The following is a 26,346-nucleotide window of genomic DNA, read 5'->3' as shown; positions in this document are numbered from 1 at the left end:
CGGGCGCGGACGGCGGCGGGCCGGGCCTCAGCGGGACGCCGAGACCGGCCGCTGGACGCGGATCGACTGGAGCAGCCCGATGGCGATCCAGACCGCGAACATCGACGTACCGCCGTAGGAGACGAACGGCAGCGGCAGACCGGTGACGGGCATGATGCCCAGCGTCATCCCGATGTTCTCGAACGCCTGGAAGGCGAACCACGCGATGATGCCGGCCGCCACGATCGTGCCGTACAGCTCGCCGGTCTCCCGGGCGATCCGGCAGGCGCGCCAGAGCACCACGCCCAGCAGCAGGATGATCAGGCCCGCGCCCAGGAAGCCCAGCTCCTCGCCGGCGACCGTGAAGATGAAGTCGGTCTGCTGCTCGGGGACGAACTGGCCGGTGGTCTGGCTGCCGTGGAAGAGCCCGGAACCGGTCAGTCCGCCGCCGCCGATGGCGATCCGGGCCTGGTTGGTGTTGTAGCCGACACCGGCCGGGTCCAGGCTCGGGTTGGCGAACGCGGCGAACCGCGCGATCTGGTACGCGTCCAGCAGCCCCAGCTGCCAGATGGCGACGCAGCCGACCACGCCGGTGCCCAGCAGGCCCAGGATCCAGCGGTTGGAGCAGCCGCTGGCGAGCAGGACGCCGAGGATGATGGCGCCCAGCACCATCACCGAGCCGAGGTCCGGCATCAGCATGATCACTCCGACCGGGATCGCGGCCAGCCCCAGCGCCTGGACGACGGTGCGGTGGTCCGGATACGGGCGGTCGCCGGCGTCCACCCGCGCGGCCAGGATCATCGCCATGCCCAGCGTGATGGTGATCTTGGTGAACTCCGCGGGCTGGAGCGAGAAGCCGCCGGGGATCGCCAGCCACGAGCGCGAGCCGTTGATGGTCGCGCCCAGCGGCGTCAGCACCAGCGCCGCCAGCACCACCGACAGGCCGAACAGGATCGGCACGGCGCCGCGCAGGGTGCGGTGGCCGAGCCAGATGGTGCCGGCCGCCAGCGCCACGCCGATCGCGGTGTTCAGCAGGTGGTGGACGAAGAAGAAGTACTCGTCGCCCTTGTTGAGTTCGGTGCGGTTGCGGGTGGCGGAGAAGACCAGCAGCGACCCCAGCAGGGAGAGCACCAGGCACGCCAGCAGCAGTATCCAGTCGAGCTTGCGCACCACGGAGTCGCGTGCCGTCAGCCGGCTCCACAGCCCCTGGTCGGGGCCGTAGCGGCGGACGGAGAAGGCCCGGGAGAAGAGCGGCGTGGTCACTGCTGGGGGCTCCCGGAGGGCGACGGCGACGGGTCGGGCGGCGGCGGCTGGATGGGCGGGGAGACGATGGTGCCGTCACTCTCGATCTTGGGGAGCTTGCTCTCCGGCTTCGGGAGCAGCGCCGCCTTGGGGTCGATCTCGCCCTTGTCGTTGACGCCGTAGAGCGCGTTGTAGATCTTGCGGACGGCCGGACCGGAGGCGCCGGAGCCGGTGCCACCCTGGGAGATGGTCATCACGATCGTGTAGTCCTTGGTGTACGTCGCGAACCACGAGGTGGTCTGCTTCCCGTAGACCTCGGCGGTACCGGTCTTGGCGTGCATCGGGATCTTGTCCTGCGGCCAGCCCTGGAAGCGCCAGGCGGCGGTGCCGCGCTCGGTCACGCCCTGCAGCGCGGCGTCGATCTGCTGGAGCGTCTTGGGGCTGTCCGGCAGCCGGCCGTGCGAGGCGGGCTGGATCATCCGCACCTTCTTGCCGTCGGGGCTGACGACGGCCTTGCCGACGGTGGGTGTGTAGAGGGTGCCGCCGTTGGCCAGCGCGCCGTAGATGACCGCCATCTGGATCGGGGTGACGAGGGTGTCGCCCTGGCCGATCGCGTAGTTGATCGAGTCGTAGGCGTGCAGCTTCATGCCTTCGAGGCAGTTCTCCCGGGCGAGCTTGGAGACGTAGTCATCGGCGTCCTTGGGGTGCGCGCACCAGCTGTCCTTGTTGGCCCGCCAGAACGCGTTCTTCCACTGGCGGTCGGGGACCCGGCCCTTGACCTCGTTGGGCAGGTCGATACCGGTCTCCTTGCCCAGGCCGAACTGGTGGGCGGTCTTGTAGAACCAGTCGCGCGGGTTCTTGACCGGCTTGTCGCCGCCGTCCTTCTTCCACTCGTCGTGCCCGAGGCGGTAGAAGACGGTGTCGCAGGAGACCTCCAGCGCCCGGCCCAGGCTGATGTCGCCCTGCGATTCGCCCTCGAAGTTCTTGAAGACCTGGCCGCCGATGCTGTACGAGCTGGTGCACGGGTAGTGGCCGTCGAAGGGGTAGCCGGCGTTCACCGCGGCCGAGGTCGAGATGACCTTGAAGATCGAGCCGGGGGCGGCCTGGCCCTGGATGGCGCGGTTGAGCAGCGGGTAGTCGGAGTCCTTGCCGGTGAGCTTGGCGTAGTCCTTGCCGGAGATGCCGCCGACCCAGGCGTTGGGGTCGTAGGTGGGGTTGGAGGCCATCGCCACCACCCGGCCGGTCTTCGCCTCCATCACCACCACGGCGCCGGAGTCGGCCTTGTAGTTGGTGCCGGTGTTGCGGTCGACCTGGGTGCGGGCGTCCTTCATCGCCTGCTCCAGCTCCTTCTCCGCTATGGCCTGGACGCGGGCGTCGATGCTGGTGATCAGGGTCGAACCGGCCTGGCCCTTGTCGCTCTTGGCCTGCCCGATGACCCGGCCGAGGTTGTCGACCTCGTAGCGGGTGACGGCGGCCTTGCCGCGCAGATACGTGTCGTACTGGCGCTCCAGGCCGGACCGGCCGACCTGGTCGGAGCGGAGCAGCGGTGAGGGGCCGTCCTTGGCCTTCTTGATCTCCTCGTCGGTGACCGGGGAGAGGTAGCCCAGGACCTGCGCGGTGTTGGCGTCGCCGGGGGCCGGGTAGCGGCGGACGGCGGTGGGCTGGGCGCTGATACCGGGGAAGTCCTCGGAGCGCTCGCGGATCTGCAGGGCCTGCTGGGTGGTGGCCTTGTCGGTGATCGGGATGGGCTGGTACGGCGAGCCGTTCCAGCAGGGCTGCGGGGTCTTGGCGTCGCAGAGCCGGACCTTGTTGCGGATCTCCTGGGCCGGCATGTTCAGCACCTTGGCCAGCCGGGCCAGGACGGCCTTGCCGCCGTCCTTCATCTTCATCAGGTCGGTGCGGCTGGCGGAGACCACCAGCCGGGTCTGGTTGTCGGCCAGCGGCACCCCGCGGGCGTCCAGGATGGAGCCGCGGGTGGCCGGGTCGATGACCTGCTGGACGTGGTTGGAGCGGGCCTTGGCCGCGTACTCCTGGCCGTTGCGGATCTGGAGGTACCACAGCCGGCCGCCGAGCGTCGCCAGCAGCGAGAAGACCAGGATCTGGATCGCGACCAGCCGGATGGTGACCCGGGACGTCTTCCCGGTCTCAGGAATGTTGCTCACAGCCGCTTGACCCCCTTGATGCCCTTGCCCCCCTTGCCGCGCCCGCCCCGGGCCGGTTTCGGCACCCGGCCGGTGCGCAGCGCCTTCATCGCGTTGCGGCTGGACTTCAGGCCCGTACCGGTCGTCAGCCAGCCGCCGGTGGCGGTGCCGCTCCCCCAGCCGGACCGCCCGGCCGCCGCCCCGCCGCTGTCGGTTGCCAGCGGATCGTGTTCGGTACGGCGCGCCACCGCCATCACCAGCGGCACCGTGAACGGTGCCAGCAGCAGGTCGTAGAGGGTGGCGCTGAGCACCAGCCCGACCAGGCCGACGTGGCGGGCGGCGGTGTCCCCGACCAGCGAGCCGACCCCGGCGTAGAGCAGCGTGGAGCCGACCGCGGCGCCGATGACGACCATCAGCGGCAGCGTCGCCGAGCGGTGCTGGCCGCCGTCCGGCTTGGTCAGGCCCGCGGCGTAGCCGATGACGCACAGCACCAGCGCGTACCGGCCGATGGCGTGGTCGGCGGGCGGCGCGAGGTCGGCGAGCAGTCCGGCGCCGAAGCCGATGAGCGAGCCGCCGACGTGGCCGTAGACCAGCGCGAGACCGACCACCACCAGCATCAGCAGGTCCGGGACGGCGCCCGGCAGATGGAGTCTGGCGAGGATGCCGACCTGGAGGATCAGGGCGACGACCACCAGCGGGGTGGCGAGCAGGATCCGGTTGATGCGCATCGGTCAGCTCCTCGGTGAAGCGCTCGCGGAGGGGGTGGCCGTGACGGTGACCGTCGGCGTCGGCCGGGGCTTGACCGGGGGCGGCAGGACGGTGTCCCTCGGGTCCTGGCGGGGCGGCTGGACGACCACGCCGACGACGTCGAGCGACGAGAACGAGACGAACGGCCGGACCTGGAGGCTGCGGGTCAGATCGCCGTTGAGCGGCTCGACCCGGGTGACCGTGCCGACCGGGACGCCGGGCACGAACGGCTTGTCCCTGCTGGAGCCGAAGGTGACCAGCCGGTCGCCCTTCTTCACGTCGGCCCGGCCGTTGAGCAGCTGGACGCGGAGCGAGTTGACGCCCTGTCCGTTGGCGAAGCCGATCTCGTTGGTCTTCTCCATCCGGGTGCCGACGGTGAACTCCGGGTCGGCGGCGAGCAGCACGGTGGAGGTGTGCGCGGTGACGGTGGTGATCCGGCCGACCAGCCCGTCGCCGTTGAGGACCGTCATATCGCGGGCGATGCCGTCGCGGCTGCCGGCGTCGATGGTGACGGTCCAGGAGAAGCCCTGCGCCGAGCCGATGGCGATGACCTCGGCGCCCTTGATGGCGTACTGGCCGGTGGCCGCGGTCTTGAGGATCTTGTCGAGCTCCGCGGCGCGGTTGCGGTCGCGGTCGGGCGAGCCGAGCTTCAGGCGCAGCGCGGCGTTCTCGTGCTCCAGCCGGCTGATCCGGCTGTGCCGCTCGCCGGAGTCCCGGACCGCGCTGACGGCGTTGCCGACCGGGTTGACGACGCGGGCCACGCCGCGCTCCACCGGGCCGAAGGCGGCGGCGGCCGCCTGCCGGGCGCCGTCGAGCGGGGACTGTTCGCCGCCTCGGATATCGACCGTGATCAGCGCGAACGCGATCGCTACCAGCAGCACCAGCAGCAGCCGGCTCTCTCGTGTGTCCCTCACGTGCGGCGGCCGTGTCCTTCCTCGTAGGACCGGCCGGCTGCGGGCCCCGCCGGTCTCGTTCGGGGGTTGAGCGTTGTGCCTTGCTGTGACGGGGCGGGGGTGCACCGTGTCTGTGGGAGCGTCGCGCCACGGGCCGGCTGCTCGTACACCAGGGTGCCCGGCCCCCGCGAACGCCGTGTGACGGGCGCGCGACGGGCCGGGGACCGCGGCGTCAGCGGCGCGGCTGGGAGTCCAGGACCTGCTGGAGCGCCTCGAACTCCTCGACGCACTTGCCGGAACCCAGCGCGACCGAGTCGAGCGGGTCCTCGGCGATGTGGATCGGCATCCCGGTCTCGCGCCGCAGCCGCTCGTCCAGGCCGCGCAGCAGCGCGCCGCCCCCGGTGAGAACGATGCCGCGGTCCATCACGTCACCGGACAGCTCGGGCGGGCACTTGTCCAGCGTCGTCTTGACCGCGTCGACGATGGAGTTGACCGGCTCCTCGATGGCCTTGCGGACCTCGGCCGCCGAGATGACCACGGTCTTGGGCAGGCCGGAGACCAGGTCGCGGCCGCGGATCTCGGTGTGCTCGTCCTGCTCCAGGTCGTACGCCGAACCGATGGTGATCTTGATGGACTCGGCGGTGCGCTCGCCGAGCAGGAGGCTGTACTCCTTCTTGATGTGCTGGATGATCGCGTTGTCCAGCTCGTCGCCGGCGACCCGGATCGACTGGGCCGTGACGATCCCGCCCAGCGAGATGACCGCGACCTCGGTCGTGCCGCCGCCGATGTCCACGACCATGTTGCCGGTCGCCTCGTGGACCGGCAGCCCGGAGCCGATCGCCGCGGCCATCGGCTCCTCGATGATGTGCACCTGGCGGGCGCCGGCCTGGGTGGACGCCTCGATGACCGCGCGGCGCTCAACTCCCGTGATTCCGGAGGGAACACAGACCACCACCCGCGGACGGGCGAGGTAGCGCCGCTTGTGGATCTTGAGGATGAAGTAGCGGAGCATCCGCTCGGTGATCTCGAAGTCGGCGATCACCCCGTCCTTCAGGGGCCGCACCGCGACGATGTTGCCGGGCGTCCGCCCGATCATCTTCTTCGCCTCGGCGCCCACCGCGAGGATGCCGCCGGTGTTGGTGTTGATGGCCACGACCGACGGTTCGTTGAGGACGATGCCGCGGCCCCTGACGTACACCAGCGTGTTGGCGGTCCCGAGGTCGACAGCCATGTCACGGCCGATGAACGACATGTTGTTCCCCATGAGGATACGTCTGGCCTTCCCAACTGGAGCGAATGCTTACTTTGAGGTCGGCAGGAGGTGATGCGCCGTACGGCGCGGAAGCCTCCATCGTAGTTCGTGTGGTACCCACCCGAACACGGCGGGAGGACGTTCCGCCATTGTCAGCCGTACACGCACCCGCCCCCCTTAATGGTGACGTCGTGTCGCGGGAACGCGTTCCCCCACGCCAGCCGGATACACCGAGGGGCGACCGATGATTTCATCGGTCGCCCCTGGTCACAAGGGGGTTGGCCGCTGACTTCCGATCAGGAATGCGCCGGGAAGAAAATCTTGATCTCGCGCTCGGCGGACTCTTCGGAATCCGAGGCGTGGATGAGATTTTCCCGGGTGATCGTTCCGAAGTCCCCACGAATGGACCCACTCGGCGCGGCAATCGGGTCAGTCGGCCCGGCCAGCGCGCGCACGCCCTCGATGACCCGCTCGCCCTCGACCACCATCGCGACGACCGGCCCGGACGACATGAACGCCACCAGCGGCTCGTAGAACGGCTTGCCGACGTGCTCGGCGTAGTGCTGCTCCAGCACCTCGCGCCCGAGGGTCCGCAGCTCCAGCGCCGTGATCGTCCACCCGGCCTTGCGCTCGATACGGCGGATGATCTCGCCGACGAGACCGCGCTGAACGGCGTCGGGCTTGAGCAGGACGAGTGTGCGCACGGAGGCTCCTCGGGGTGCGAATGATGATTCAACGGGTCAGGCTATCGCCTGGCCGTTACCCCAACGTTGCCGGGTTTCCCTCCGTACGGGTGCCTGTTTCTTCGCGCCTGCGGCGCGGGGCGGTTGCGCCTTCGGCGCATCGGGTCCGCTGCGCGGGGCTGTTCGGCCGCGGTGCCGGGCCTGCGGGCCAGGGGTCATTTCCGGGCACTCACCCTTAACAAGACGAACCGCACCAACCCACTCACGCCAGCCCCCACCGGCCGTATTCATGACCCCAACGGGAGGGGACGGGTCTCCGGGGGTGGTGTGTCGGACGTAAAGCGAAGCAGTCCGACACACCACCCCCGGAGACCCGGCACCGCACCCCGAAAAGCCCCGCGCAGCGGAATACAAGCGATGCGCCGCAGGCGCACACGAAACGACCCCCGCGGCGGGGAAGCCGACAACGTGGGAGGGCTCAGGCCCTCGCGGCCTTAATGGCGTCGACTTTGCGACCAAAGTGCACCGACGCCCACCAAAGCGCCGCGAACACCGCGCCGAGGAAGTACATCGTGGGCACGACCACCCCGCTGGCGATCAGGGCGACCTGGAGCGCCCAGCCCAACTGCACGCCGCCGGGACGGCTGAGCATGCCGCAGAGCAGGATGCTCAGGAGCATGGCGACGCCGCTGACGATCCAGATCGTCGTGCGCGGAATATCGGTGAGCTGCATGGCGACCAGGCCGGCGAAGCCGATCACGAAGAACTCGCCTATCAGGGTGGAGGCACACAGCGTGCGCATGGATCAGTTCCTTCCCAGGAGCAGGCGGGCCTCGCCGACCGTGATCACCGAGCCGGTCACCAGGACGCCGGCGCCGGCGTACTCGCCCTCCTCCTCGGCGAGGGTGATCGCGGCCTCCAGCGCGTCGTCCAGCCGGGGCTCGACCTGGACGCGCTCGGCGCCGAAGATCTCCACGGCGACGGCGGCGAGTGCGTCCGGATCCATCGCGCGGGCGCTGGAGTTACGCGTCACCACGACCTCGGCGAAGATCGGCTCGAACGCCTCCAGGACGCCGCGGACGTCCTTGTCGTCGCTGGCGCCGACCACGCCGATCAGCCGGCTGAAACCGAACGCCTCGGTGACCGTCTCGGCCGCCGCCCGGGCGCCGCCCGGATTGTGCGCGGCGTCCAGGACGACCGTCGGGCTGCGCCGGACGACCTCCATCCGGCCGGGCGAGGAGACCGAGGCGAACGCGGTGCGGATGGTGTCGATGTCGAGGGTGCGGGCGTGGCCGGCGCCGATGCCGAAGAACGCCTCGACGGCGGCGAGCGCGACCGCGGCGTTGTGCGCCTGGTGGGCGCCGTGCAGCGGGAGGAAGATCTCCGGGTACTCGCCGCCCAGGCCGCGCAGCGTCAGCATCTGGCCGCCGACCGCCACCTCGCGGGAGAGCACCCCGAACTCCATGCCCTCGCGGGCGACCGTGGCGTCCACCTCCACGGCGCGCTTGAGCATCACCGAGGCGGCCTCCACCGGCTGCTGGGCCAGTACGACCGTGGCGTCCTTCTTGATGATCCCGGACTTCTCGACGGCGATCTGCTCGGGCGTCTCGCCGAGCCGGTCGGTGTGGTCGAGCGAGATGGGGGTGATCACGGCGACGTCGCCGTCGATGACGTTGGTGGCGTCCCAGGTGCCGCCCATGCCGACCTCGACCACCGCGACGTCCACCGGGGCGTCGGCGAACGCGGCGTACGCCATCGCGGTGAGGACCTCGAAGAAGGAGAGCCGGTGCTCCTGCTGCGCGTCGGTCATCTCGACGTACGGGGCGATGTCCCGATACGTCTCGATGAAGCGCTCGGCGGAGATCGGGGCGCCGTCCAGGCTGATCCGCTCGGTGACGGACTGGACGTGCGGGCTGGTGTAGCGGCCGGTGCGCAGGTCGAAGGCGCCGAGCAGGGCCTCGATCATGCGGGCCGTGCTGGTCTTGCCGTTCGTCCCCGTGATGTGGATGGAGGGGTAGGCGCGCTGCGGGGAGCCGAGGATGTCCATGAGCGCGGCGATGCGCGCGGTCGACGGGTCGAGCTTGGTCTCACCCCAGCGGCCGCCCAGCTCCTCCTCGACGGCGCGCAGCGCGCGGTCGACCTCCGGGTCGGCGGGCCGGGCCGGGATCTGGTCCCCCTGCGGCGGGCCGGCCTGGGCGCGCAGGGTCCGGCTGCCGGCCTCGATCACCGCGAGGTCGGGGTCCCGGTCGGTCTCGGCCTCGACGAGGTCGTCGAAGGCGTCGGCCGGGTCGGGGGTCGGGTCGGGGTCGTCGTTCTGGGGGCGCTCGCTCACGACGACCAGTCTACGAGCCGCCACCGACAACGGGCCTGCGCCGCCCCCGCGCCCCTCGCCGCCGGGCCCCGCCCCGGCCGCGGCCCCGGCGCCGGTCAGGACAGCGCGGCCCGCATCATCGCCTTGGCGATCGGCGCCGCCAGCCCGTTGCCGGAGACCTCGTTGCGGGCCGCGTGCCCGTCCTCGACCATCACCGCCACCGCGACCCGGTGCCCCTTGCCGTCATCCGCGTACGAGACGAACCACGCGTACGGGGTGCCGCTGTTGTCGACGCCGTGCTGCGCGGTGCCGGTCTTGCCGCCGACCGTCACCCCGTCGATCTTCGCGTTCGAGCCGGTGCCCTTCTCCACAACGGTCTGCATCGCCGACCGCAGCTGCTCGGCGGTGCGCGCCGACATCACCTTGCGGTACGTCGTCGGGCTGTTCTGCTGGACGGTGTTGCCGCCGCCGTCGGTGAGCTTGTCGACCAGCTGCGGGGTCTTCAGATCGCCCCCGTTGGCGATCGCCGAGGCGACCATCGCCATCTGGAGCGGGGTGGCCTGGTCGTTGAACTGGCCGATGCCGGACAGCGCGGTCTGCGCCTGGTCCATGTCGGACGGGTACACGCTCTTGGCGGCGCGCACCGGGACGTCCAGCCTGGCGTCGTTGAAGCCGAACTTCTCGGCCTGCGCGGCCACCTTGTCCTTGCCCAGGTCCACCGCCATCTTGGCGAAGACGGTGTTGCAGGAGTACTGGAGCGCGGTGCGGATGGTGGCGTTCTCGCAGGGCGCCGAGGTCTCCTCGTTGGTCAGCTGGGTGCGGGTGTGGGGCAGGGTGTACGGGTCGGGGCTGGCGGTGGGCTGGTCCACCGAGGAGTACAGGCCGTTCTCCAGCGCCGCGGCGGCGACCACCAGCTTGAAGGTGGAGCCGGGCGGCAGCGGCTGGCGCAGCGCGCGGTTGAGGTTCGGCTGCCGGCCGTCCCGGGACAGCGCCTGCCACGCCTTCTGGTCGGCGGTGGACGATCCGGCGAACGCCCCCGGGTCGTACGACGGGGTGCTGACCATGCCCAGGATCCGGCCGGTCGCCGGGTCCAGCGCGATGGCCGCGCCGGTCTTGCCGCCGAGCGCGTCGTAACCGGCCTTCTGCACCTTGGCGTCGATGGTGGTGGCCACGTCGCCGCCCTTGGGGCGCTCGTGCAGCAGGGCGCCGGCGGGCGACTGGAGGCGGCTGTCGCTGCCGTCCATCAGGCCGCCGTAGAGGCTCTCCAGCTGGGTGCTGCCGAAGATCTGGGACGAGAAGCCGGTGACCGGGGCGTAGAGCGGGCCGTCCTTGTAGGTGCGCTTGTACTTGAGGGTGGAGGAGGTGGGCGCGGAGCCGGTGACCGGCTCGCCGTCCACGAGGATGTTCCCCAGCGGCGCGGAGTACTTGGCGATGTTCACCCGCGGGTTGTGCGGGTCGTCCTGGTAGTCGCTGGCCTTGGCGCCCTGGATCCAGGTGGCCCAGCCCATCAGCGCCAGGACGAGTGCCAGGCAGAAGACCGAGACCCGTCGCAGGGGTTTGTTCATGGCGCGGCTCCTCGGGGCGCAGGACGGACCTGACAGGTGTTTCCGCCGGAACTCCGGCATTCCGGTCCACCGTGCCTCGCGTTCATGAGAGCGTCATGAGAAGCACACCGCGGCGCGGTGTGAGCCATCCGTCCACCGGACCGGACAACCTTTCCGCCCTCCGGTGCCCTCTTGGTCGGCGGGGTGTGCACGCCCCCGGACGGACAACACCGCACACGTCGGGAAAGCAGGAGCTGATCAGGGGTGCCGGCAATCAGTCAGCGGATGCACTTGGTGCTGCTCACCGCCTGGACCGTGCTGTGGTTCGCGGTCGTCGAACCGCACGGCGGGTTCTCCTGGCACTACCTCCGCACCGGCGGGGAGCTCATCTACCAGGGCGGGGGCGGCACCGGCGGCCTCAACCTCTACGCGCACCACCCCGAGCTCCAGATGGGCCCGGTCAGCTTCCTGACCGCCGGGCTGTTCAACCCCTTCCCGGAGCAGACCGGCCAGTTCCTCGCCGCGGCGCTGATGTCCGCGCTGGGCCTGGTCATCCTGGTGCTGGCCGGCCGCAGCGCGGCCCACCACTTCCTGGGCACCGGCACCAACCACCAGCGGCTGCGCCAGCGGGTGCTGATCGCCGGCCTGGCGTTCATCCCGATGTGGATCGAGGTCGCGGTGCGCTTCGGGCACCTCGACGACGTCCTGGCGCTGTTCTTCACCACCCTCGCGGTGCGCGCGGTGACCCGCAGGAACGCCGCGCTGACCGGCGCGTTCCTGGCCCTGGCGATGGACTCCAAACCGACCGCGCTGGCCTTCGTCCCGCTGCTGCTGGCGCTCCCCCGGCACCAGTGGCTCAAGGCCGGGCTGTGGTGCGCGGGGCTGGTCGCGGTCGCCTGGCTGCCGTTCTTCCTCAGCGACAGCCAGTCCTTCGCCGCCGCCAAGTTCGCCATCCCCAACCACCCGGCGTCCGCGCTGCGCTGGCTGGGCATCGACGATCCGGAGACCCCCGGCTGGGACCGGCCCGCGCAGTTCGCGCTCGGCCTGCTGCTGGGCGGGATAGCCGTCTGGCGGGGCCGCTGGGCCGCGGTGGTGCTGCTCGGCGCCAACGCCCGGATCGTGCTGGACCCCAGCGTCTACACCTACTACACCGCGTCGGTGCTGCTGGGCACGCTGCTGTGGGACGTCATCGGCCAGCGCCGCCTGGTGCCCTGGTGGAGCTGGCTGGCGCTGCTGGTCCTCTACGGCAGTGTCTTCGCCGTCCCGGACGACTCCGCGCGGGGCCTGATCCGGCTGGCGTTCGTCGCCGCCTCCACCGCGTACGTGCTGCTGTGGCCGGTGCGGGAGCGCGGCGACCGCGGCGGCCGCCGGGGACGCCGCAGGCCCCCCGCCCGTACGGACGAGGGGCCTGCGGTGGGGTCCGCGGGGTCCGGCGCCTGGCCGGAGCCGCCGGCTATGCCGTGGGCAGAGCCGCCAGCTGCGCGCTGATCCGCTCGATATCGGCCTCGGCGGCCGCCTTGCGGGTCCGGATCTTCTCCTTGACCTGCTCGGGGGCCTTGGCGAGGAACGCCTCGTTGCCGAGCTTGGCGGTGGTCTGCGCCAGCTCCTTCTCGGCCGCCGCCAGGTCCTTCGCCAGCCGCTTGCGCTCCGCCTCGACGTCGATCGCGCCGGAGAGGTCCAGTGCGACGGTGGCGCCGGCGACCGGCAGGGACGCGGTGGCGGTGAAGTCCTCACCGGCCGGCGTCAGGCGCAGCAGCGACCGCATCGCGGTCTCGTGCGGCGCCAGCGGCGTACCGGCCAGCTCCAGCCGCGCCGGGACCTTCTGACCGGGCTGGAGGCCCTGGTCGGAGCGGAACCGGCGGACCTCGGTGACGACCTGCTGGACGGTCTCGATCTCCCGCTCGGCCGCCGCGTCCCGGAAACCGCCCGGCGCGTCGGCACCGGGAACGGACACCGCGGTCGGCCACTGCGCGATAACGATCGACTCGCCGCCGGTCAGCGCCGTCCACAGCGCCTCGGTGACGAACGGGACGACCGGGTGCAGCAGCCGCAGCGTGACGTCGAGGACCTCGCCGAGGACCCGGCGCGAGGCGTCCGCGGCCGGGCCGCCGGCCTGGAAGGTGGTCTTGGACAGCTCCACGTACCAGTCGAAGACCTCGTCCCAGGCGAAGTGGAAGAGGGTGTCCGACAGCTTGGCGAACTGGTAGTCGTCGTAGTACGCGTCGACCTCGGCGACGACCGCGTTCAGCCGGGAGAGGATCCAGCGGTCGGCCGCCGACAGCTGATCGGCCGCCGGGAGGCCGCCGTCCACCGTCGCGCCGTTCATCAGCGCGAAGCGGGTGGCGTTCCAGATCTTGTTGGCGAAGTTGCGGGAGCCCTGGACCCAGTCCTCGCCGATCGGGACGTCGACACCGGGGTTGGCGCCGCGGGCCAGGGTGAAGCGGACCGCGTCGGAGCCGTAGGTGTCCATCCAGTCGAGCGGGTTGACCGCGTTGCCGAAGGACTTCGACATCTTCTTGCCGAACTGGTCGCGGACCATGCCGTGCAGCGCGATGGTGTGGAACGGCGGGGTGCCGTCCATCGCGTAGAGGCCGAACATCATCATCCGGGCGACCCAGAAGAAGAGGATGTCGTAGCCGGTGACCAGGACGGAGTTCGGGTAGAACTTCTCGACGCTCGGGGTGTGCTCGGGCCAGCCGAGGGTGGAGAACGGCCACAGGCCGGACGAGAACCACGTGTCGAGGACGTCGGTGTCCTGGTGCCAGCCCTCGCCGCCCGGCGGCTCCTCGTCCGGGCCGACGCAGACGACCTCGCCCTCCGGGCCGTACCAGACCGGGATGCGGTGGCCCCACCACAGCTGGCGCGAGATGCACCAGTCGTGGAGGTTGTCGACCCAGCCGAAGTAGCGGGACTCCATCTCCTTGGGGTGGATGGCGACCTTGCCGTCGCGGACCGCGTCGCCGGCCGCCTTGGCCAGCGGGCCGACCTTGACCCACCACTGCATCGACAGCCGCGGCTCGATGGTGGTCTTGCAGCGCGAGCAGTGCCCGACGGAGTGGGTGTACGGGCGCTTCTCGGCGACGATCCGGCCCTCGGCGCGCAGCGCGCCGACGATCGCCGACCGGGCCTCGAAGCGGTCCAGCCCCTGGAACGGGCCGTGCGCGGTGATCACGCCGCGCTCGTCCAGGACGGCCAGGCTCGCCAGGTCGTGGCGGCGGCCGATCTCGAAGTCGTTGGGGTCGTGGGCGGGGGTGACCTTGACGGCGCCGGTGCCGAACTCCGGGTCGACGTGCTCGTCGGCGACGACCGGGATGCGGCGGCCGGTCAGCGGCAGCTCGATCTCGGTGCCGACCAGGTGCGCGTACCGCTCGTCGTCCGGGTGGACGGCGACGGCGGTGTCGCCCAGCATCGTCTCGGCGCGGGTCGTCGCCACCACGATCGAGGCGTCGCCGTCGCCGTAGCGGATGGAGACCAGCTCGCCGTCGTCGTCCTGGTACTCCACCTCGATGTCGGAGATGGCGGTCAGGCAGCGCGGGCACCAGTTGATGATCCGCTCGGCGCGGTAGATCAGCTCGTCGTCGTAGAGCCGCTTGAAGATGGTCTGGACGGCCTTGGACAGGCCCTCGTCCATCGTGAAGCGCTCACGGGACCAGGCGACGCCGTCGCCGAGGCGCCGCATCTGCCCGGAGATCTGGCCGCCGGACTCCTTCTTCCACTGCCAGACCCGCTCGACGAACTTCTCCCGGCCGAGGTCGTGGCGGGAGACGCCCTCCTTGGCCAGCTCGCGCTCGACGACGTTCTGGGTGGCGATACCGGCGTGGTCCATGCCCGGCTGCCACAGCGTCTCGTAGCCCTGCATCCGCTTGCGGCGGGTCAGGGCGTCGATCAGCGTGTGCTCGAAGGCGTGGCCCAGGTGGAGGCTTCCGGTGACGTTCGGCGGGGGGATGACGATGGTGTACGGCGGCTTCTCGCTCTTCTCGTCCGCCTCGAAGTAGCCCCGCTCTACCCAGCGCTCGTACAGCGGCCCCTCTACATCGGCCGGCGTGTACTGAGTCGGCAGTTCGGGGGCGCTGTGCTTGGGCTGCTGAGTGTTCTCGGTCACGACCGACAGTGTACGGGCGGGGATGTCGCGGCTTCGAATCGGTTTCGGCCCCGGGGCTCCGGCCGCCGGCGGCGTCGTACAGGATGGCGGGAGCGCATCACATCACGCCCGGCGCCCGGGTGCCGCCCGGCATCCCGGCGCCACCGCAGTCACGAGGGGAACCGCTCCATGAGCTTCAACCAGCCGCCGCCGGGCCCGTACGGGCAGCAGCCCCCGCAGCCGGGCCCCTACGGCCAGCCGCAGCCGCCCGCCCCGCAGCCCGGCTACGGCTATCCGCCGCAGGGCGGCCAGGTCCCTCCGCAGCAGGGCTACGGCTACCCCCAGCAGGCACCCCAGCCGCAGTACCCGCAAGCGCAGTTCCCGCAGCAGGCGCAGGCGCCCTACGGCCAGCCCCAGCAGCCGGACCCGTACGGCCAGCAGGCCCCGTACGGCGGCCAGCAGACCCCCTACGGGACGATCCCGCAGGGCGACCCGGAGACCGGCGGCGGCAACGGCAAGAAGATCGGCCTGATCATCGGCGCGGTCGCGGTGGTCGCGGCCATCGGCGTCGGCGCGTACTTCGTCTTCGGCTCCGGCGGCCAGGTCAAGCCGTACACCATGGTCCTGCCGGACAAGCTGCTCAGCGGGCAGTTCAGCAAGGTCGAGAAGCCCGGCGGCGCCGGCGGCACCGGTGCCGAGGACTTCTCCAACGACAAGGAGGCCAAGGCGCTCGGCATCACCGAGAGCAAGGGCGTCCTGGGCAACTACAAGAACGACAGCGGGATGCTGCTCCAGGTGGTCGGCGTCTACGGAAAGGTCGGCGACCCGCAGGGCACCGTGACCCAGATGTTCGCCAAGATCGACGAGAACACCAAGAAGTCCACCCACGGCGCCAAGATCGAGGACGTCACGCCGGTCACCGCGTACTCGCCGGACGGCTTCGACGGCGACGTGATGAAGTGCCGCACCCAGAAGATCGAGGTCGCCCAGGGCGGGGTGACCGTACCGGTCACCGCCTCCACCTGCATCTGGGGCGACAACAGCGCCATCGGCGTGGTGCAGGAGATCGCGGCACCGGGCCCCGGCGGCGGCGCCACCACCCCCGGCGCCGAACAGCTCTCCCAGACCACCGCCAAGGTCCGCAACGAGGTCCGCAAGGAGAAGTAACCGCGACCGCGTACGCGACCGCCCGGCAGCAACGGCGCTGCCGGGCGGTCGGGTTGGGCGGGCGGGGCGCGGTCAGGCGCTCTTCTCGTGCGGTTCGCCGGAGTCGCCGCGGGTGCGCGGGACCAGCGTCGGGTTGACGTTGGAGCGGACCACGTCGGCGGTGATGACCACGCGGGCGACGTCCTTGCGGGACGGGATCTCGTACATCACCGCCTGGAGGACCTCCTCCATGATGGCGCGCAGACCGCGGGCGCCGGTGCCGCGCAGGATGGCCTGGTCGGCGATGGCCTCCAGGGCCGGGCGGTCGAAGTCCAGCTCCACGCCGTCGAGTTCGAAGAGCCGCTGGTACTGCTTGACCAGGGCGTTGCGGGGCTCGACCAGGATCTGGAGGAGCGCCTCGCGGTCGAGGTTGTGGACCGAGGTCAGGACCGGCAGGCGGCCGATGAACTCCGGGATCATCCCGAACTTCACCAGGTCCTCCGGCATCACGTCCTGGAGCTGGTCCTTGGCGTCGATCTCGCGCTTGGAGCGGATGGTGGCGCCGAAGCCGATGCCCTTGGCGCCGGACCGGGCCTCGATGATCTTCTCCAGGCCGGCGAAGGCGCCGCCGACGATGAAGAGGACGTTGGTGGTGTCGATCTGGATGAATTCCTGGTGGGGGTGCTTGCGGCCGCCCTGCGGCGGCACGGAGGCGGTGGTGCCCTCCAGGATCTTCAGCAGCGCCTGCTGGACGCCCTCGCCGGAGACGTCCCGGGTGATCGACGGATTTTCGCTCTTCCGGGCGACCTTGTCGATCTCGTCGATGTAGATGATGCCGGTCTCGGCCTTCTTGATGTCGAAGTCCGCGGCCTGGATCAGCTTCAGCAGGATGTTCTCGACGTCCTCGCCGACGTAGCCGGCCTCGGTGAGCGCGGTGGCGTCGGCGAAGGCGAAGGGGACGTTGAGCATCCGGGCGAGGGTCTGGGCGAGCAGCGTCTTGCCGGAGCCGGTGGGGCCGAGCAGCAGGATGTTGGACTTCGCCAGCTCGATGCCCTCGTCGCCGCGGCCGGGGCCGTTCTCGCCCGCCTGGACGCGCTTGTAGTGGTTGTAGACGGCCACCGAGAGCGCCTTCTTGGCGGGCTCCTGGCCGACGACGTAGCCGTTGAGGAACTCGTAGATCTCGCGCGGCTTGGGGAGTTCCTCCCAGCGCACCTCGGAGGTCTCGGCGAGCTCTTCCTCGATGATCTCGTTGCAGAGGTCGATGCACTCGTCGCAGATGTACACACCAGGTCCCGCGATGAGCTTCTTCACCTGCTTCTGGCTCTTTCCGCAGAACGAGCACTTGAGCAGGTCGCCGCCGTCACCGATGCGTGCCACGAGGTGAATCCCCTTCGCCTGGGATCCGCATTGCTCCGCGGACCCGGGTGCTTGCCTATCGACGGTACCTTGCCGGGCCCCCCGTACGGGCCCCCCTTGGACCGACTCGGTTCACTCGGTCCAAGGGGGCAACACTCCGGCGCATTTCGCGCAGTCCGCGAGAAGTTCGCGGGAAGAACGCGGTCAGACGGAGACGGAGGACTTCCGGGTGGACACGATCTGGTCGACCAGACCGTACGCCAGGGACTCCTCGGCGGTCAGGATCTTGTCCCGCTCGATGTCCTCGCGGATCTTCTCGATCGGGGTGGAGGAGTGCTTGGCCAGCATCTCCTCCAGCTGGACGCGCATCCGCTGGATCTCGCGGGCGGCGATCTCCAGGTCGGAGACCTGGCCGCGGCCGGTCTCGCTGTACGGCTGGTGGATCAGGACCCGGGCGTTGGGCAGCGCCATCCGCTTGCCCGGGGTGCCGGCCGCCAGCAGCACGGCCGCGGCGGAGGCCGCCTGGCCCATGCAGACCGTCTGGATGTCGGGCTTGACGAACTGCATCGTGTCGTAGATCGCCGTCAGGGCCGTGAAGGAGCCGCCGGGGCTGTTGATGTAGACCGAGATGTCGCGGTCCGGGTCCATCGACTCCAGGCACAGCAGCTGCGCCATGACGTCGTTGGCCGACGCGTCGTCGATCTGCACCCCGAGGAAGATCACCCGCTCCTCGAAGAGCTTCGCGTACGGGTCGTACTCGCGCACGCCCTGCGAGGTGCGCTCGACGAAGCGCGGAACGATGTAGCGGGCTTCGGCGGGCATGCCGGAGAACTCGGCCTGCGGCCGCTCGTACAGACCGCTTCCGGGGTAGTTGTTCATCTGGAAGTTCACCGTCCTGGTGGCGGAGTGGGCTGGGGGTCGACTGCGGGGCGTGGGCCGGGAGCTCAGGCCCCGGTGCCGCCCCCGCCCGGAACGCCGGCGGCGGAGGGCATGACGTCGTCGATGAGGCCGTATTCCTTGGCCTCCTCGGCGGAGAACCAGCGGTCGCGGTCGGCGTCCCGGGTCCACTGCTCCAGCGTCTGGCCGGTGTGCAGGGCGGAGAGCTCGCCGAGGCGCTTCTTCGTCCGCAGCAGCTGCTCGGCGTGGATCTTGATGTCCGAGGCCGAACCGGCCAGGCCCGCCGAGGGCTGGTGGATGAGGATCTCCGCGTTCGGCAGCGCGAAGCGCTTGCCCGGGGTGCCGGCGCTCAGCAGGAACTGGCCCATCGAGGCGGCGAGGCCCATGGCGATGGTCACCACGTCGTTCTTGATGTACTGCATGGTGTCGTAGATCGCCATGCCCGCCGTGACGGAACCGCCCGGGGAGTTGATGTAGAGGTAGATGTCCTTGTCGGGGTCCGCGGCGAGGAGAAGCAGCTGCGCCGTGATGCGGTTGGCGATGTCGTCGTCGACCGGCTGGCCGAGGAAGATGATCCGCTCGCCGAGCAGCCGGTTGTAGACCTGGTCGCCGAGGCCACCGTAGGCAGGCTCAGCGGCGGCGGAAGGCATCGGGATCGTCACGTGTCCACCTGCTCGTTGTCGGACGGCTCGGGGCCGTCTTCAGCGTCGTCTTCTGGGGCCGGGGACCGGAGCCGCGCCATGCGCCCGGCGTACTTTCCGAGACTCCCCTGCCCTCGTATCTACGGACCCTAACGCGCTGGTCGGCGGGCGCCATCCCGGAGCGAGAACTGTTCGCTGTGAGCGCAGGCTCACGGACCGGGACGACACACGGGCCCGAACACGCGGACGTGCGCGTTCGGGCCCGTGATCAGCCGGTCGGCGAAGCCGCCGGGGGCGTATCAGCCCTCGGACTTCTCCGCCTGCTCGCCGGCCTCGGCACCCTCGGTCCCGGCGGCGGCCTCGGCGGCCTCCGCCTCCTCCTCGTCGTCCAGGTCCACGACCTGGCCGTTGGTGTCCTTCACGGTCGCGGCCTCGACGACCACCGCGAGGGCCTTGCCGCGGGCGACCTCGCCCACCAGCATCGGCACCTGGCCGCCCTCGACCACGGCCTGGGCGAACTGGTCGGGGGACATGCCGGAGGACTGGGCGCGCCGCATGAGGTGCTCGGTGAGCTCCTCCTGGCTGACGTTCAGCTTCTCCTTGTTGACCAGCTCGTCCAGGACGAACTGGGTCTTGATGCCCTTCTCCGCCTGCTCCTTGGTCTCGGCGTCGAACTCTTCCTCGGTCTTGCCCTGGATCTCCAGGTACTTCGCGAGGTCGAGGCCCATCTGGCCGAGCTGGTGGTGCTCGAGGTTGTGCTTGCGGGTGCGGATCTCGTCCTCGAGCAGCTTCTCGGGGATCGGGACCTCGATCAGGCCGAGCAGCGCCTCCAGGACCTTCTCCTGCGCCTGGGTGGCCTGGTCGAACTTCTTCATCCGCTCCAGGCGCTTGCGGCTGTCGGCCTTGAGCTCCTCGAGGGTGTCGAACTCGCTGGCCATCTGGGCGAACTCGTCGTCCAGCTCGGGGAGTTCGCGGACCTTGACCTCGGTGACGTCGACCTTGACCTCGGCCTCCTTGCCCTGGGCGGAGCCGCCCTTGAGCTCGGAGGTGAAGGTGGCGCTGCCGCCGGCCTCCAGGCCCTTGACGGCCTCGTCGATGCCGTCGAGGAGCTCACCGGAGCCGATGGTGTAGCTGACGCCCTGGGCGACGCCGTCGGCCAGCACCTCGCCGTCGACCTTGGCCTCCAGGTCCACGGTGACCACGTCGCCGTCCTGGGCGGCGCGCTCGACCGGGGTGGTGGAGGCGAAGCGCTCGCGCAGCTGCTCCACGGACTTCTCGACGTCCTCGTCGGACACCTCGACGGCGTCGACCTCGACCTCGATGCCGGAGTAGTCCGGGATCTCCAGGGCCGGGCGGATGTCGACCTCGGCCGTGAAGGCGAGCAGCTCGTTGTCCTTGAGCTCGGTGATGTCGACCTCGGGCTGGCCGAGGACGTTCAGCTCGGCCTCGTTGACCGCCTCGGTGTAGAACTTCGGGAGCGCGTCGTTGACGGCCTCCTCCAGCACGGCGCCGCGGCCGAACCGCTGGTCGATGACGCGCGCCGGGATCTTGCCGCGGCGGAAGCCCTTCACCGTGACCTGCTGGTTGATCTTCTTGTACGCCGCGTCGAGGCTGTCCTTGAGCTCCTCGAAGGGCACCTCGACAGTGAGCCGAACCCGGGTCGGGTTCAGGGTCTCCACGGCGCTCTTCACGGTTCGGTCTCCTTGGGCTGACTTTGGGGTTTTGCCTTGAGATCCGCCGGCTCCGGCATGTCCCGGTCCGGCCGATCGCGCCCGGTGCGAAGGCATACGGGCACGCAGATTGCATAGTAACCGCAAGGAGGAGGGCACCGACAACGCGATCTTGAAGGGCCTCTTGTACCGGTTTGTGCCGGTGGCTGCCCGCTTTCGGCCGTACGGCGTGCGGCGGGACGGATGCCTGGACTGGTCGGGGTGGCCGGATTCGAACCGACGACCTTCCGCTCCCAAAGCGGACGCGCTACCAAGCTGCGCCACACCCCGTCGGTGCGACACGTAGGGTACATGCCCGCGGACCGTACGGCTGCCCGTTATCGGGAGCGTGATGCGGTGCGCGGTCCGCGCGCGGGGCGGTGAGTGATCCGGGGCGCGACGCGGTGTGCGGCGGAGGGGCTTCACCCGCTACGATGCTCTGCGTGCCGGGGTCCCGCCGACCGCGGCGCACGCGGGCGTAGCTCAATGGTAGAGCCCCAGTCTTCCAAACTGGCTACGCGGGTTCGATTCCCGTCGCCCGCTCGTCGCGGGAAAGCCCCGGGCCATCGGTCCGGGGCTTTCCCCGTTTTCCGGCGCTTGCCGTGGGGTGCGTACGACCGCTTCTCTTCGGCGTACCGGAGTCTCTAGGGTGGCGGCATGGAGATCTGGATCAATCCCGCGTGCTCCAAGTGCCGGGCCGCGGTGGGCATCCTGGACGCCGAGGGCGCGCGGTACACCGTGCGGAAGTATCTGGAGGAGCCGCCGACCGCCGCCGAACTGCGCGCGGTGCTGGGGCGGCTGGGCCTGGAGCCGTGGGACATCACCCGGACCCAGGAGCCCGAGGCGAAGGCGCTGGGCATGGGGGCGTGGGGGCGCGGCGACGCCGAGCGGGAGCGGTGGATCGAGGCGCTGGCCGCCCATCCGCGGCTGATCCAGCGGCCGATCATCACCGCGGACGACGGCTCGGCGCTGGTGGGGCGCAGCGAGGAGGCCGTCCGCGACGCGCTGGCGCGGACCGGGGGTGGACGGACCCCCTGAGTCCGGCCCGCGGACCCGGACCTAGAAGGTGATGTGGTTGATGGTCTGGGCGATGGAGTTCAGGAAGCGGTTGATCGCCGGCGCCATGCCCGTGGAGGCGAGGAAGAAGCCGAAGAGTATGGCGACCAGCGCCGGGCCGGCCTTGATCGCCTTCTGTCTGATCAGGACGATCAGGATGATGCCCAACATCAGCACAACGGACAGCGACAGAGCCACAACTGATCACACCCTCGGTCGGAACGCCTCACCGGCCCTGGGGCATGCCGCGCACACCCCCGGCACCCATCGTGCCATCAACTCCCTGCCCACCGCAGGCGGGTGACGAATCATCGGCCAACGCTTTGCTCGTTTGCAGACGTTCGCAACAGACCCCTTCCGGACGGTCCGGCGGGCCCGGGGAGCGGGGTGGGCCGGTCCGCAAAACCTCACGCACCGCCCTACAACGGTCACCGGCCAGTGCTTCGGCAAAGTAATCGTTGACCGTTTCTTGACGGGGTCTTGGCCGGGGCGCCGGCGGGGAATGTCCGATCCGCGTGCCGGGCGGCCGGGCGGCGGCCCCCGCGGCGGTCGGCCCGTGCGCCGTCAGCCGTCGCGGGAGATCAGCAGCAGCGCGCGGTCGTCGTTGACGTCCTTGGCGACGGCCTCGATCAGATGCCAGGCGGCGCCGGTGAAGCCGGTGTGGACATAGCGCTCGGCCTCGCCGGTCAGCCGGTCGATGCCCTCGGCGATGTCCCGGTCGGCGGCCTCCACCAGGCCGTCGGTGAACAGCATCAGCACGTCGCCGGGGCGCAGCGTGCCCTTGACCGGGTCGAACTGCGCGCCGTCGTAGACCCCGAGCAGCGGCCCCTCCCCCGCCTTCTCCTCCCAGCGGCCGGTGCCGGCGCTGAGCTGGAGGGCGGGCAGATGGCCGGCGGAGAACAGCTCGTAGTCGCCGGACTCCAGGTCCAGGACGAGGTGGACGGAGGTGGCGAAGCCCTCCTGCCAGTCCTGGCGCAGCAGATAGCCGTTGGCGGCGGGCAGGAAGCCGTGCGGCGGCAGCGAGCCGAGCAGGCCGCCGAAGGCGCCGGAGAGCAGCAGGGCGCGGGAGGCGGCGTCCATGCCCTTGCCGGAGACGTCGGTGAGGACGACCTCCAGGATGTTGCCGCCCTGGGTGCGGGAGGCCACCACGAAGTCGCCGGAGAAGGACTGGCCGCCGGCCGGGCGGAGCGCCATCTCGCGGTGCCAGCCGGCCGGGAGTTCGGGCAGCTTGCTCTGCACCCGGATGCGTTCGCGCAGGTCGAAGAGCATCGTGCCGCCGCGTCGCCAGGGCACCCCGACCCGGCTGCGGAACTGCGCGACCAGCAGCCCGGACAGGCCGACCGCGGCGACCACCAGGACCGTGCCCGGGGTGATCCGGTCCGGACCCTCGTCGTACGGGCCGAACAGCGCGGCCTCGACGATCAGGGCGGCGGCCGAGGCGGCGTACAGGACGAGGAGGTTGGCCGGGCGCAGCAGCAGGCCGCCGGCGAAGATCGGGAGGGCCAGCGCGGCCGGCGCGATCCACTGGGGGTGCCAGAGGGTGCCGCCGGCGATGGCGGGGACGGCGGCGAGCAGCACGGCCAGTGCGAGCCAGTCGGAGCCGTCGCCGCGGAAGTAGTCGACGCCGGCCTTGCGCATGGCGACGCGGACCCGGTGCAGACGCTTGTGCGTCCGGGCCCTGAAGGATTCCGCTCCCGCGCCGCGTGTCATTGCTCTGGGACCTTATCCACCCGTTCGGCGGCGCGTCGATTCATTGCACGTCACCCGGTGGATTTCCAGGAATTCGCGTTCGAAATGCGGTCGCGTGGCCGGAGCGGATGCTGCTAGGGATGGCGTATGACAGCAGAGGTGCGGCTGGTGCGGGAGGCCGATCTGGCGGCCTGGTTCGAGACCGTGGACGTGGCGTTCGGCGGGCTCAGGGAGTCGGCCGAGCGGGCCGCGTGGTGGCGGTCGGTGGTCGAGCCGGAGCGGGCGCTCGCGGCGTGGGACGGCGGCGGCATCGTCGGGACGGCCGGGTCGTTCTCGTTCGGACTAACGGTGCCGGGCGGCGCGGAGGTGCCGGCCGCCGGGGTCACGCTGGTCGGCGTCCTGCCCACGCACCGGCGGCGCGGGGTGCTCACGCAGCTGATGCGGCGCCAGCTGGACGGCGTACGGGAGCGCGGGGAGCCGCTGGCGCTGCTGACCGCGAGCGAGCCGGCGATCTACGGGCGGTTCGGGTACGGCCCGGCCACCTGGGAGCTGCGGATGGCGGTGGACACGGTGCGGCTGGCCGCCCCGGAGCCGCCCGGCGCGGACGGGGTGCGGTTGCGGCTGGCGGATCCGGTGGCCGCGCTCCCGGAGTGCGAGCGGGTCTACGCCGCGCTGGTGCCGGGCCGGCCGGGCATGCTGGCGCGGCGGCCCGGCCGGGACCGCCAGGGGGTGCTCGACCCGGAGGGCGAGCGGGACGGCGCCGGGCCGCTGCAGTGCGTGCTGGCCGAGGTGGACGGCGAGGTGCGGGGGTATGCCCGGTATGCCGTCAAGCCGGGCTGGGACGACGCCGGGCCGTGCGGGACGGTGCAGCTGCGCCAGCTCGACGCGCTGGACCCGGTGGTCCACGCGGCGCTGTGGCGCTATCTGTTCGGGATCGACCTGACCTCGTCCGTGGTGGCGCGCGGCCGGCCGGTGGACGACCCGCTGCCGCATCTGGTGGCGGACCAGCGGCGCTGCGGACTCGGGCTGCGCGAGGGGCTGTTCGTGCGGCCGGTGGAGGTGGGGGCGGCGCTGGCGGCGCGGACGTACCGGACGCCGGTGGACGTGGTGCTGGAGGTCGCCGACGCGTTCTGCCCCTGGAACGCCGGGCGGTGGCGGCTGTCCGGCGACGCCCGGGGCGCCCGCTGCGAGCGGACCACCGATGCGGCCGAACTGGCGCTGTCGGTACGGGAGTTGGGGTCGGCGTATCTGGGCGGCTGCACGCTGACGGCACTGGCCGGGGCCGGGCGGGTGCGGGAGCTGCGGCCGGGGGCGCTGGCGGCGGCGTCGCTCGCGTTCGGGTCGGAGGTGGCGCCCTGGCTGCCGCACGGGTTCTGACGCGGGGCCGGGCGGCGCTTACGGGCGGGCGGCGCTCACGGCCGGGCGGCGGCGGGCTGGCAGGTGGGGCACCAGAAGAGGTTGCGGGCCGCGAGCCCGGCGGTGCGCACCGCGTCGCCGCAGAGGAGGCAGGGCGCGCCGGTGCGCCGGTAGACGTAGACCTCGCCGCCGTGGTCGTCGACCCGGGGCGGGCGGCCCATGGCCTCGGGGGTGTGCTCGGGGCGGACGGTGTCGATCCGGTTGTTCCGCACGCCCTCCCGCATCAGGGCGGCCAGGTCGGCCCAGATCGCGTCCCACTGGTCGCGGCGCAGGTCGCGGCCGGGGAGGTAGGGGTCGATACCGTGCCGGAAGAGGACCTCGGCGCGGTAGACGTTGCCGACGCCGGCGATCACCTTCTGGTCGAGCAGCAGCGCGGCGACGGTGGTGCGGCTGCGGGAGATCCGCCGCCAGGCGCGGTCGCCGTCCTCGCCGGGGCGCAGCGGATCGGGGCCGAGCCGGTCGTGTATCGCCCGCTTCTCGGCGTCGGTGATCAGCGCGCAGGTGGTGGGGCCGCGCAGGTCGGCGTGGTGGCCGTGGCCGGTCAGCCGCAGCCGGACGGTGTCGGTGGGCGGCGGGGGCGGCGCGGTGCCGAAGCCGAGCTTGCCGAAGAGGCCGAGGTGGATGTGGACCCAGCGGTCCGGGCCGAAGCCGAGGAAGAGGTGCTTGCCGTGTGCCTCGGCGGTGTCCATGACCGCGCCGTCGATGAGGGCGGCGCCGGCGGCGAACTTGCCCTGCGGGCTGGTCGCCCGGATCGTGCGGCCCTCGAACCGTTCCCGGTGGTCCAGCGCGAGGCGGTGGATGGTGTGCCCTTCGGGCATCGGGTGCGGTCCTCCGGAGGTTGCGTTCTGTGGCGCGGCCCGTGGGGCCGGTCGCGCCCACCCGTTCCCGCTGAAAGCGGAACGAACGGGCACGAACCGGCCGCCAGGCGTCAGTCCTGCTGCGGGTGGTGGGCCGGGATCGGGGGGAGCTCGCCGGTGGTCTCGTAGGCGGAGAGCATCTCGATGCGGCGGGTGTGGCGCTCCTCACCCGAGTACGGGGTGGCCAGGAAGACCTCGATGAAGCGGGTGGCCTCCTCGGTGGTGTGCATCCGGCCGCCGACGGAGACGACGTTGGCGTTGTTGTGCTCCCGGCCGAGCTTGGCGGTCTCCTCGCTCCACGCCAGCGCGGCGCGGACGCCCTTGACCTTGTTGGCGGCGATCTGCTCGCCGTTGCCGGAGCCGCCGATCACGATGCCGAGGCTGTCCGGGTCCGCGGCGGTCCGCTCCGCGGCGCGCAGGCAGAACGGGGGGTAGTCGTCCTGGGCGTCGTAGATGTGCGGGCCGCAGTCGACGGGCTCGTGGCCGTTGGCCTTGAGCCAGTCGACGAGGTGGTTCTTGAGGTCGAAGCCGGCATGGTCGGAGCCGATGTACACGCGCATGGGCATGAGTGTGGCATGCCGCGCAGCGGGTAGGGCCCACCGGGGCGGTGACCCGCCCGGCCGCCGCGGCCTGCGGCTTCGGACAACCCGCCGGTAACGGCAACGATACGGATTCGGGTCTTCCAAACGGTCGTTTACAAGGTTCT

At 71.0% G+C, this 26,346-nt stretch carries 22 protein-coding genes and 2 tRNA genes; 5 read left to right on the top strand and 19 right to left on the bottom strand.

The genetic code is table 11. From position 1 onward, the window contains the following. Nucleotides 1-27: 27 nt before the first annotated feature. The 9 genes from ADL22_RS07285 to ADL22_RS07245 form a co-directional block, all read right to left on the bottom strand. Nucleotides 28-1,242: an FtsW/RodA/SpoVE family cell cycle protein gene (locus ADL22_RS07285; protein WP_066974903.1), complete on the bottom strand. Its 1,215-nt coding sequence runs from the start codon at nt 1,240-1,242 to the stop codon at nt 28-30. Continuing rightward, the gene (mrdA, locus tag ADL22_RS07280) at nt 1,239-3,383 is read right to left on the bottom strand and encodes a penicillin-binding protein 2 (RefSeq protein WP_066974901.1); all 2,145 of its coding nucleotides are present in this window, start codon (nt 3,381-3,383) and stop codon (nt 1,239-1,241) included. Before mrdA ends, ADL22_RS07285 begins: the two co-directional genes overlap by 4 nt. Further along, on the bottom strand, nt 3,380-4,090 hold the full coding sequence (gene mreD, locus ADL22_RS07275) for a rod shape-determining protein MreD (protein WP_066974899.1): 711 nt from the start codon (nt 4,088-4,090) through the stop codon (nt 3,380-3,382). The genes mrdA and mreD overlap by 4 nt, the downstream gene beginning before the upstream one ends. 3 nt (nt 4,091-4,093) lie before the next feature. Beyond that, entirely contained in the window at nt 4,094-5,023 is a 930-nt protein-coding gene (gene mreC / locus ADL22_RS07270) for a rod shape-determining protein MreC (RefSeq protein WP_066974897.1), read from the bottom strand. Between the two features lie 211 nt (nt 5,024-5,234). Beyond that, nucleotides 5,235-6,254: a rod shape-determining protein gene (locus ADL22_RS07265; protein WP_003985182.1), complete on the bottom strand. Its 1,020-nt coding sequence runs from the start codon at nt 6,252-6,254 to the stop codon at nt 5,235-5,237. Between the two features lie 296 nt (nt 6,255-6,550). Further along, nucleotides 6,551-6,958: a nucleoside-diphosphate kinase gene (gene ndk, locus ADL22_RS07260; RefSeq protein ID WP_066974896.1), complete on the bottom strand. Its 408-nt coding sequence runs from the start codon at nt 6,956-6,958 to the stop codon at nt 6,551-6,553. A gap of 457 nt (nt 6,959-7,415) precedes the next feature. Continuing rightward, nucleotides 7,416-7,739: a DUF4233 domain-containing protein gene (locus ADL22_RS07255; RefSeq protein ID WP_066974894.1), complete on the bottom strand. Its 324-nt coding sequence runs from the start codon at nt 7,737-7,739 to the stop codon at nt 7,416-7,418. 3 nt (nt 7,740-7,742) lie between these two features. Next, complete coding sequence (gene folC, locus ADL22_RS07250) at nt 7,743-9,269, bottom strand: bifunctional tetrahydrofolate synthase/dihydrofolate synthase (protein ID WP_066974892.1); 1,527 nt, start codon at nt 9,267-9,269, stop codon at nt 7,743-7,745. A 95-nt stretch (nt 9,270-9,364) separates the two neighbouring features. Further along, the gene (locus ADL22_RS07245; RefSeq protein WP_066974890.1) at nt 9,365-10,813 is read right to left on the bottom strand and encodes a peptidoglycan D,D-transpeptidase FtsI family protein; all 1,449 of its coding nucleotides are present in this window, start codon (nt 10,811-10,813) and stop codon (nt 9,365-9,367) included. 264 nt (nt 10,814-11,077) lie between these two features. Between ADL22_RS07245 and ADL22_RS07240 the strand changes: the two genes are divergently transcribed. Then, nucleotides 11,078-12,280 (top strand): hypothetical protein, encoded by a 1,203-nt coding sequence (locus ADL22_RS07240; protein WP_066974889.1) that lies wholly within the window; start codon nt 11,078-11,080, stop codon nt 12,278-12,280. Here the strand turns inward: ADL22_RS07240 and ADL22_RS07235 are convergent. Beyond that, entirely contained in the window at nt 12,246-14,894 is a 2,649-nt protein-coding gene (locus ADL22_RS07235) for a valine--tRNA ligase (RefSeq protein WP_066974887.1), read from the bottom strand. The genes ADL22_RS07240 and ADL22_RS07235 overlap by 35 nt on opposite strands. Nucleotides 14,895-15,062: 168 nt before the next feature. Here ADL22_RS07235 and ADL22_RS07230 point away from each other — a divergent pair, with 168 nt between their 5' ends. After that, on the top strand, nt 15,063-16,040 hold the full coding sequence (locus ADL22_RS07230; protein WP_066974885.1) for a hypothetical protein: 978 nt from the start codon (nt 15,063-15,065) through the stop codon (nt 16,038-16,040). A gap of 72 nt (nt 16,041-16,112) precedes the next feature. Here the strand turns inward: ADL22_RS07230 and clpX are convergent, their stop codons facing one another. The 5 genes from clpX to ADL22_RS07205 form a co-directional block, all read right to left on the bottom strand. Then, complete coding sequence (clpX, locus tag ADL22_RS07225; protein ID WP_066974882.1) at nt 16,113-17,396, bottom strand: ATP-dependent Clp protease ATP-binding subunit ClpX; 1,284 nt, start codon at nt 17,394-17,396, stop codon at nt 16,113-16,115. A gap of 183 nt (nt 17,397-17,579) precedes the next feature. After that, nucleotides 17,580-18,254 carry an ATP-dependent Clp protease proteolytic subunit gene (locus ADL22_RS07220; RefSeq protein ID WP_066974951.1) on the bottom strand — a complete coding sequence of 225 codons (675 nt, stop codon included), beginning with the start codon at nt 18,252-18,254 and terminating at the stop codon, nt 17,580-17,582. A gap of 65 nt (nt 18,255-18,319) precedes the next feature. Continuing rightward, nucleotides 18,320-18,922: an ATP-dependent Clp protease proteolytic subunit gene (locus ADL22_RS07215; RefSeq protein ID WP_107116239.1), complete on the bottom strand. Its 603-nt coding sequence runs from the start codon at nt 18,920-18,922 to the stop codon at nt 18,320-18,322. 290 nt (nt 18,923-19,212) lie between these two features. Further along, nucleotides 19,213-20,604, bottom strand: coding sequence for a trigger factor (tig, locus tag ADL22_RS07210; protein WP_066974879.1), 1,392 nt, complete (start codon nt 20,602-20,604; stop codon nt 19,213-19,215). Between the two features lie 232 nt (nt 20,605-20,836). Then, nucleotides 20,837-20,913 (bottom strand) — tRNA-Pro (locus ADL22_RS07205). 181 nt (nt 20,914-21,094) lie between these two features. Between ADL22_RS07205 and ADL22_RS07200 the strand changes: the two genes are divergently transcribed. Beyond that, a tRNA-Gly gene (locus tag ADL22_RS07200) sits at nt 21,095-21,165 on the top strand. Nucleotides 21,166-21,279: 114 nt separating this feature from the next. After that, nucleotides 21,280-21,660, top strand: a complete 381-nt coding sequence (locus tag ADL22_RS07195) for an arsenate reductase family protein (RefSeq protein ID WP_066974877.1) — start codon at nt 21,280-21,282, stop codon at nt 21,658-21,660. A 21-nt stretch (nt 21,661-21,681) separates the two neighbouring features. On the opposite strand, the gene ADL22_RS07190 is transcribed toward ADL22_RS07195, so the two are convergent. Next, nucleotides 21,682-21,876 carry a hypothetical protein gene (locus tag ADL22_RS07190; protein WP_066974875.1) on the bottom strand — a complete coding sequence of 65 codons (195 nt, stop codon included), beginning with the start codon at nt 21,874-21,876 and terminating at the stop codon, nt 21,682-21,684. A gap of 366 nt (nt 21,877-22,242) precedes the next feature. Continuing rightward, a complete protein-coding gene (locus ADL22_RS07185) occupies nt 22,243-23,388 on the bottom strand; it encodes a PP2C family protein-serine/threonine phosphatase (RefSeq protein ID WP_066974873.1) in 1,146 nt (381 codons plus the stop codon). Between the two features lie 126 nt (nt 23,389-23,514). Here ADL22_RS07185 and ADL22_RS07180 point away from each other — a divergent pair, with 126 nt between their 5' ends. Continuing rightward, nucleotides 23,515-24,744, top strand: coding sequence for a GNAT family N-acetyltransferase (locus ADL22_RS07180; RefSeq protein ID WP_066974871.1), 1,230 nt, complete (start codon nt 23,515-23,517; stop codon nt 24,742-24,744). 35 nt (nt 24,745-24,779) lie between these two features. On the opposite strand, the gene ADL22_RS07175 is transcribed toward ADL22_RS07180, so the two are convergent. Next, nucleotides 24,780-25,601 carry an Fpg/Nei family DNA glycosylase gene (locus tag ADL22_RS07175; protein ID WP_066974869.1) on the bottom strand — a complete coding sequence of 274 codons (822 nt, stop codon included), beginning with the start codon at nt 25,599-25,601 and terminating at the stop codon, nt 24,780-24,782. 110 nt (nt 25,602-25,711) lie between these two features. Beyond that, nucleotides 25,712-26,200, bottom strand: coding sequence for a ribose-5-phosphate isomerase (locus ADL22_RS07170; RefSeq protein WP_066974949.1), 489 nt, complete (start codon nt 26,198-26,200; stop codon nt 25,712-25,714). Nucleotides 26,201-26,346: the final 146 nt, after the last annotated feature.

This window comes from Streptomyces sp. NRRL F-4489 (assembly GCF_001509485.1).
In the GTDB taxonomy this organism is placed as follows: Bacteria; Actinomycetota; Actinomycetes; order Streptomycetales; family Streptomycetaceae; genus Streptomyces.
Note: the sequence above shows the minus strand (reverse complement) of the source record. Positions and strands in the feature narration are given on the sequence as shown.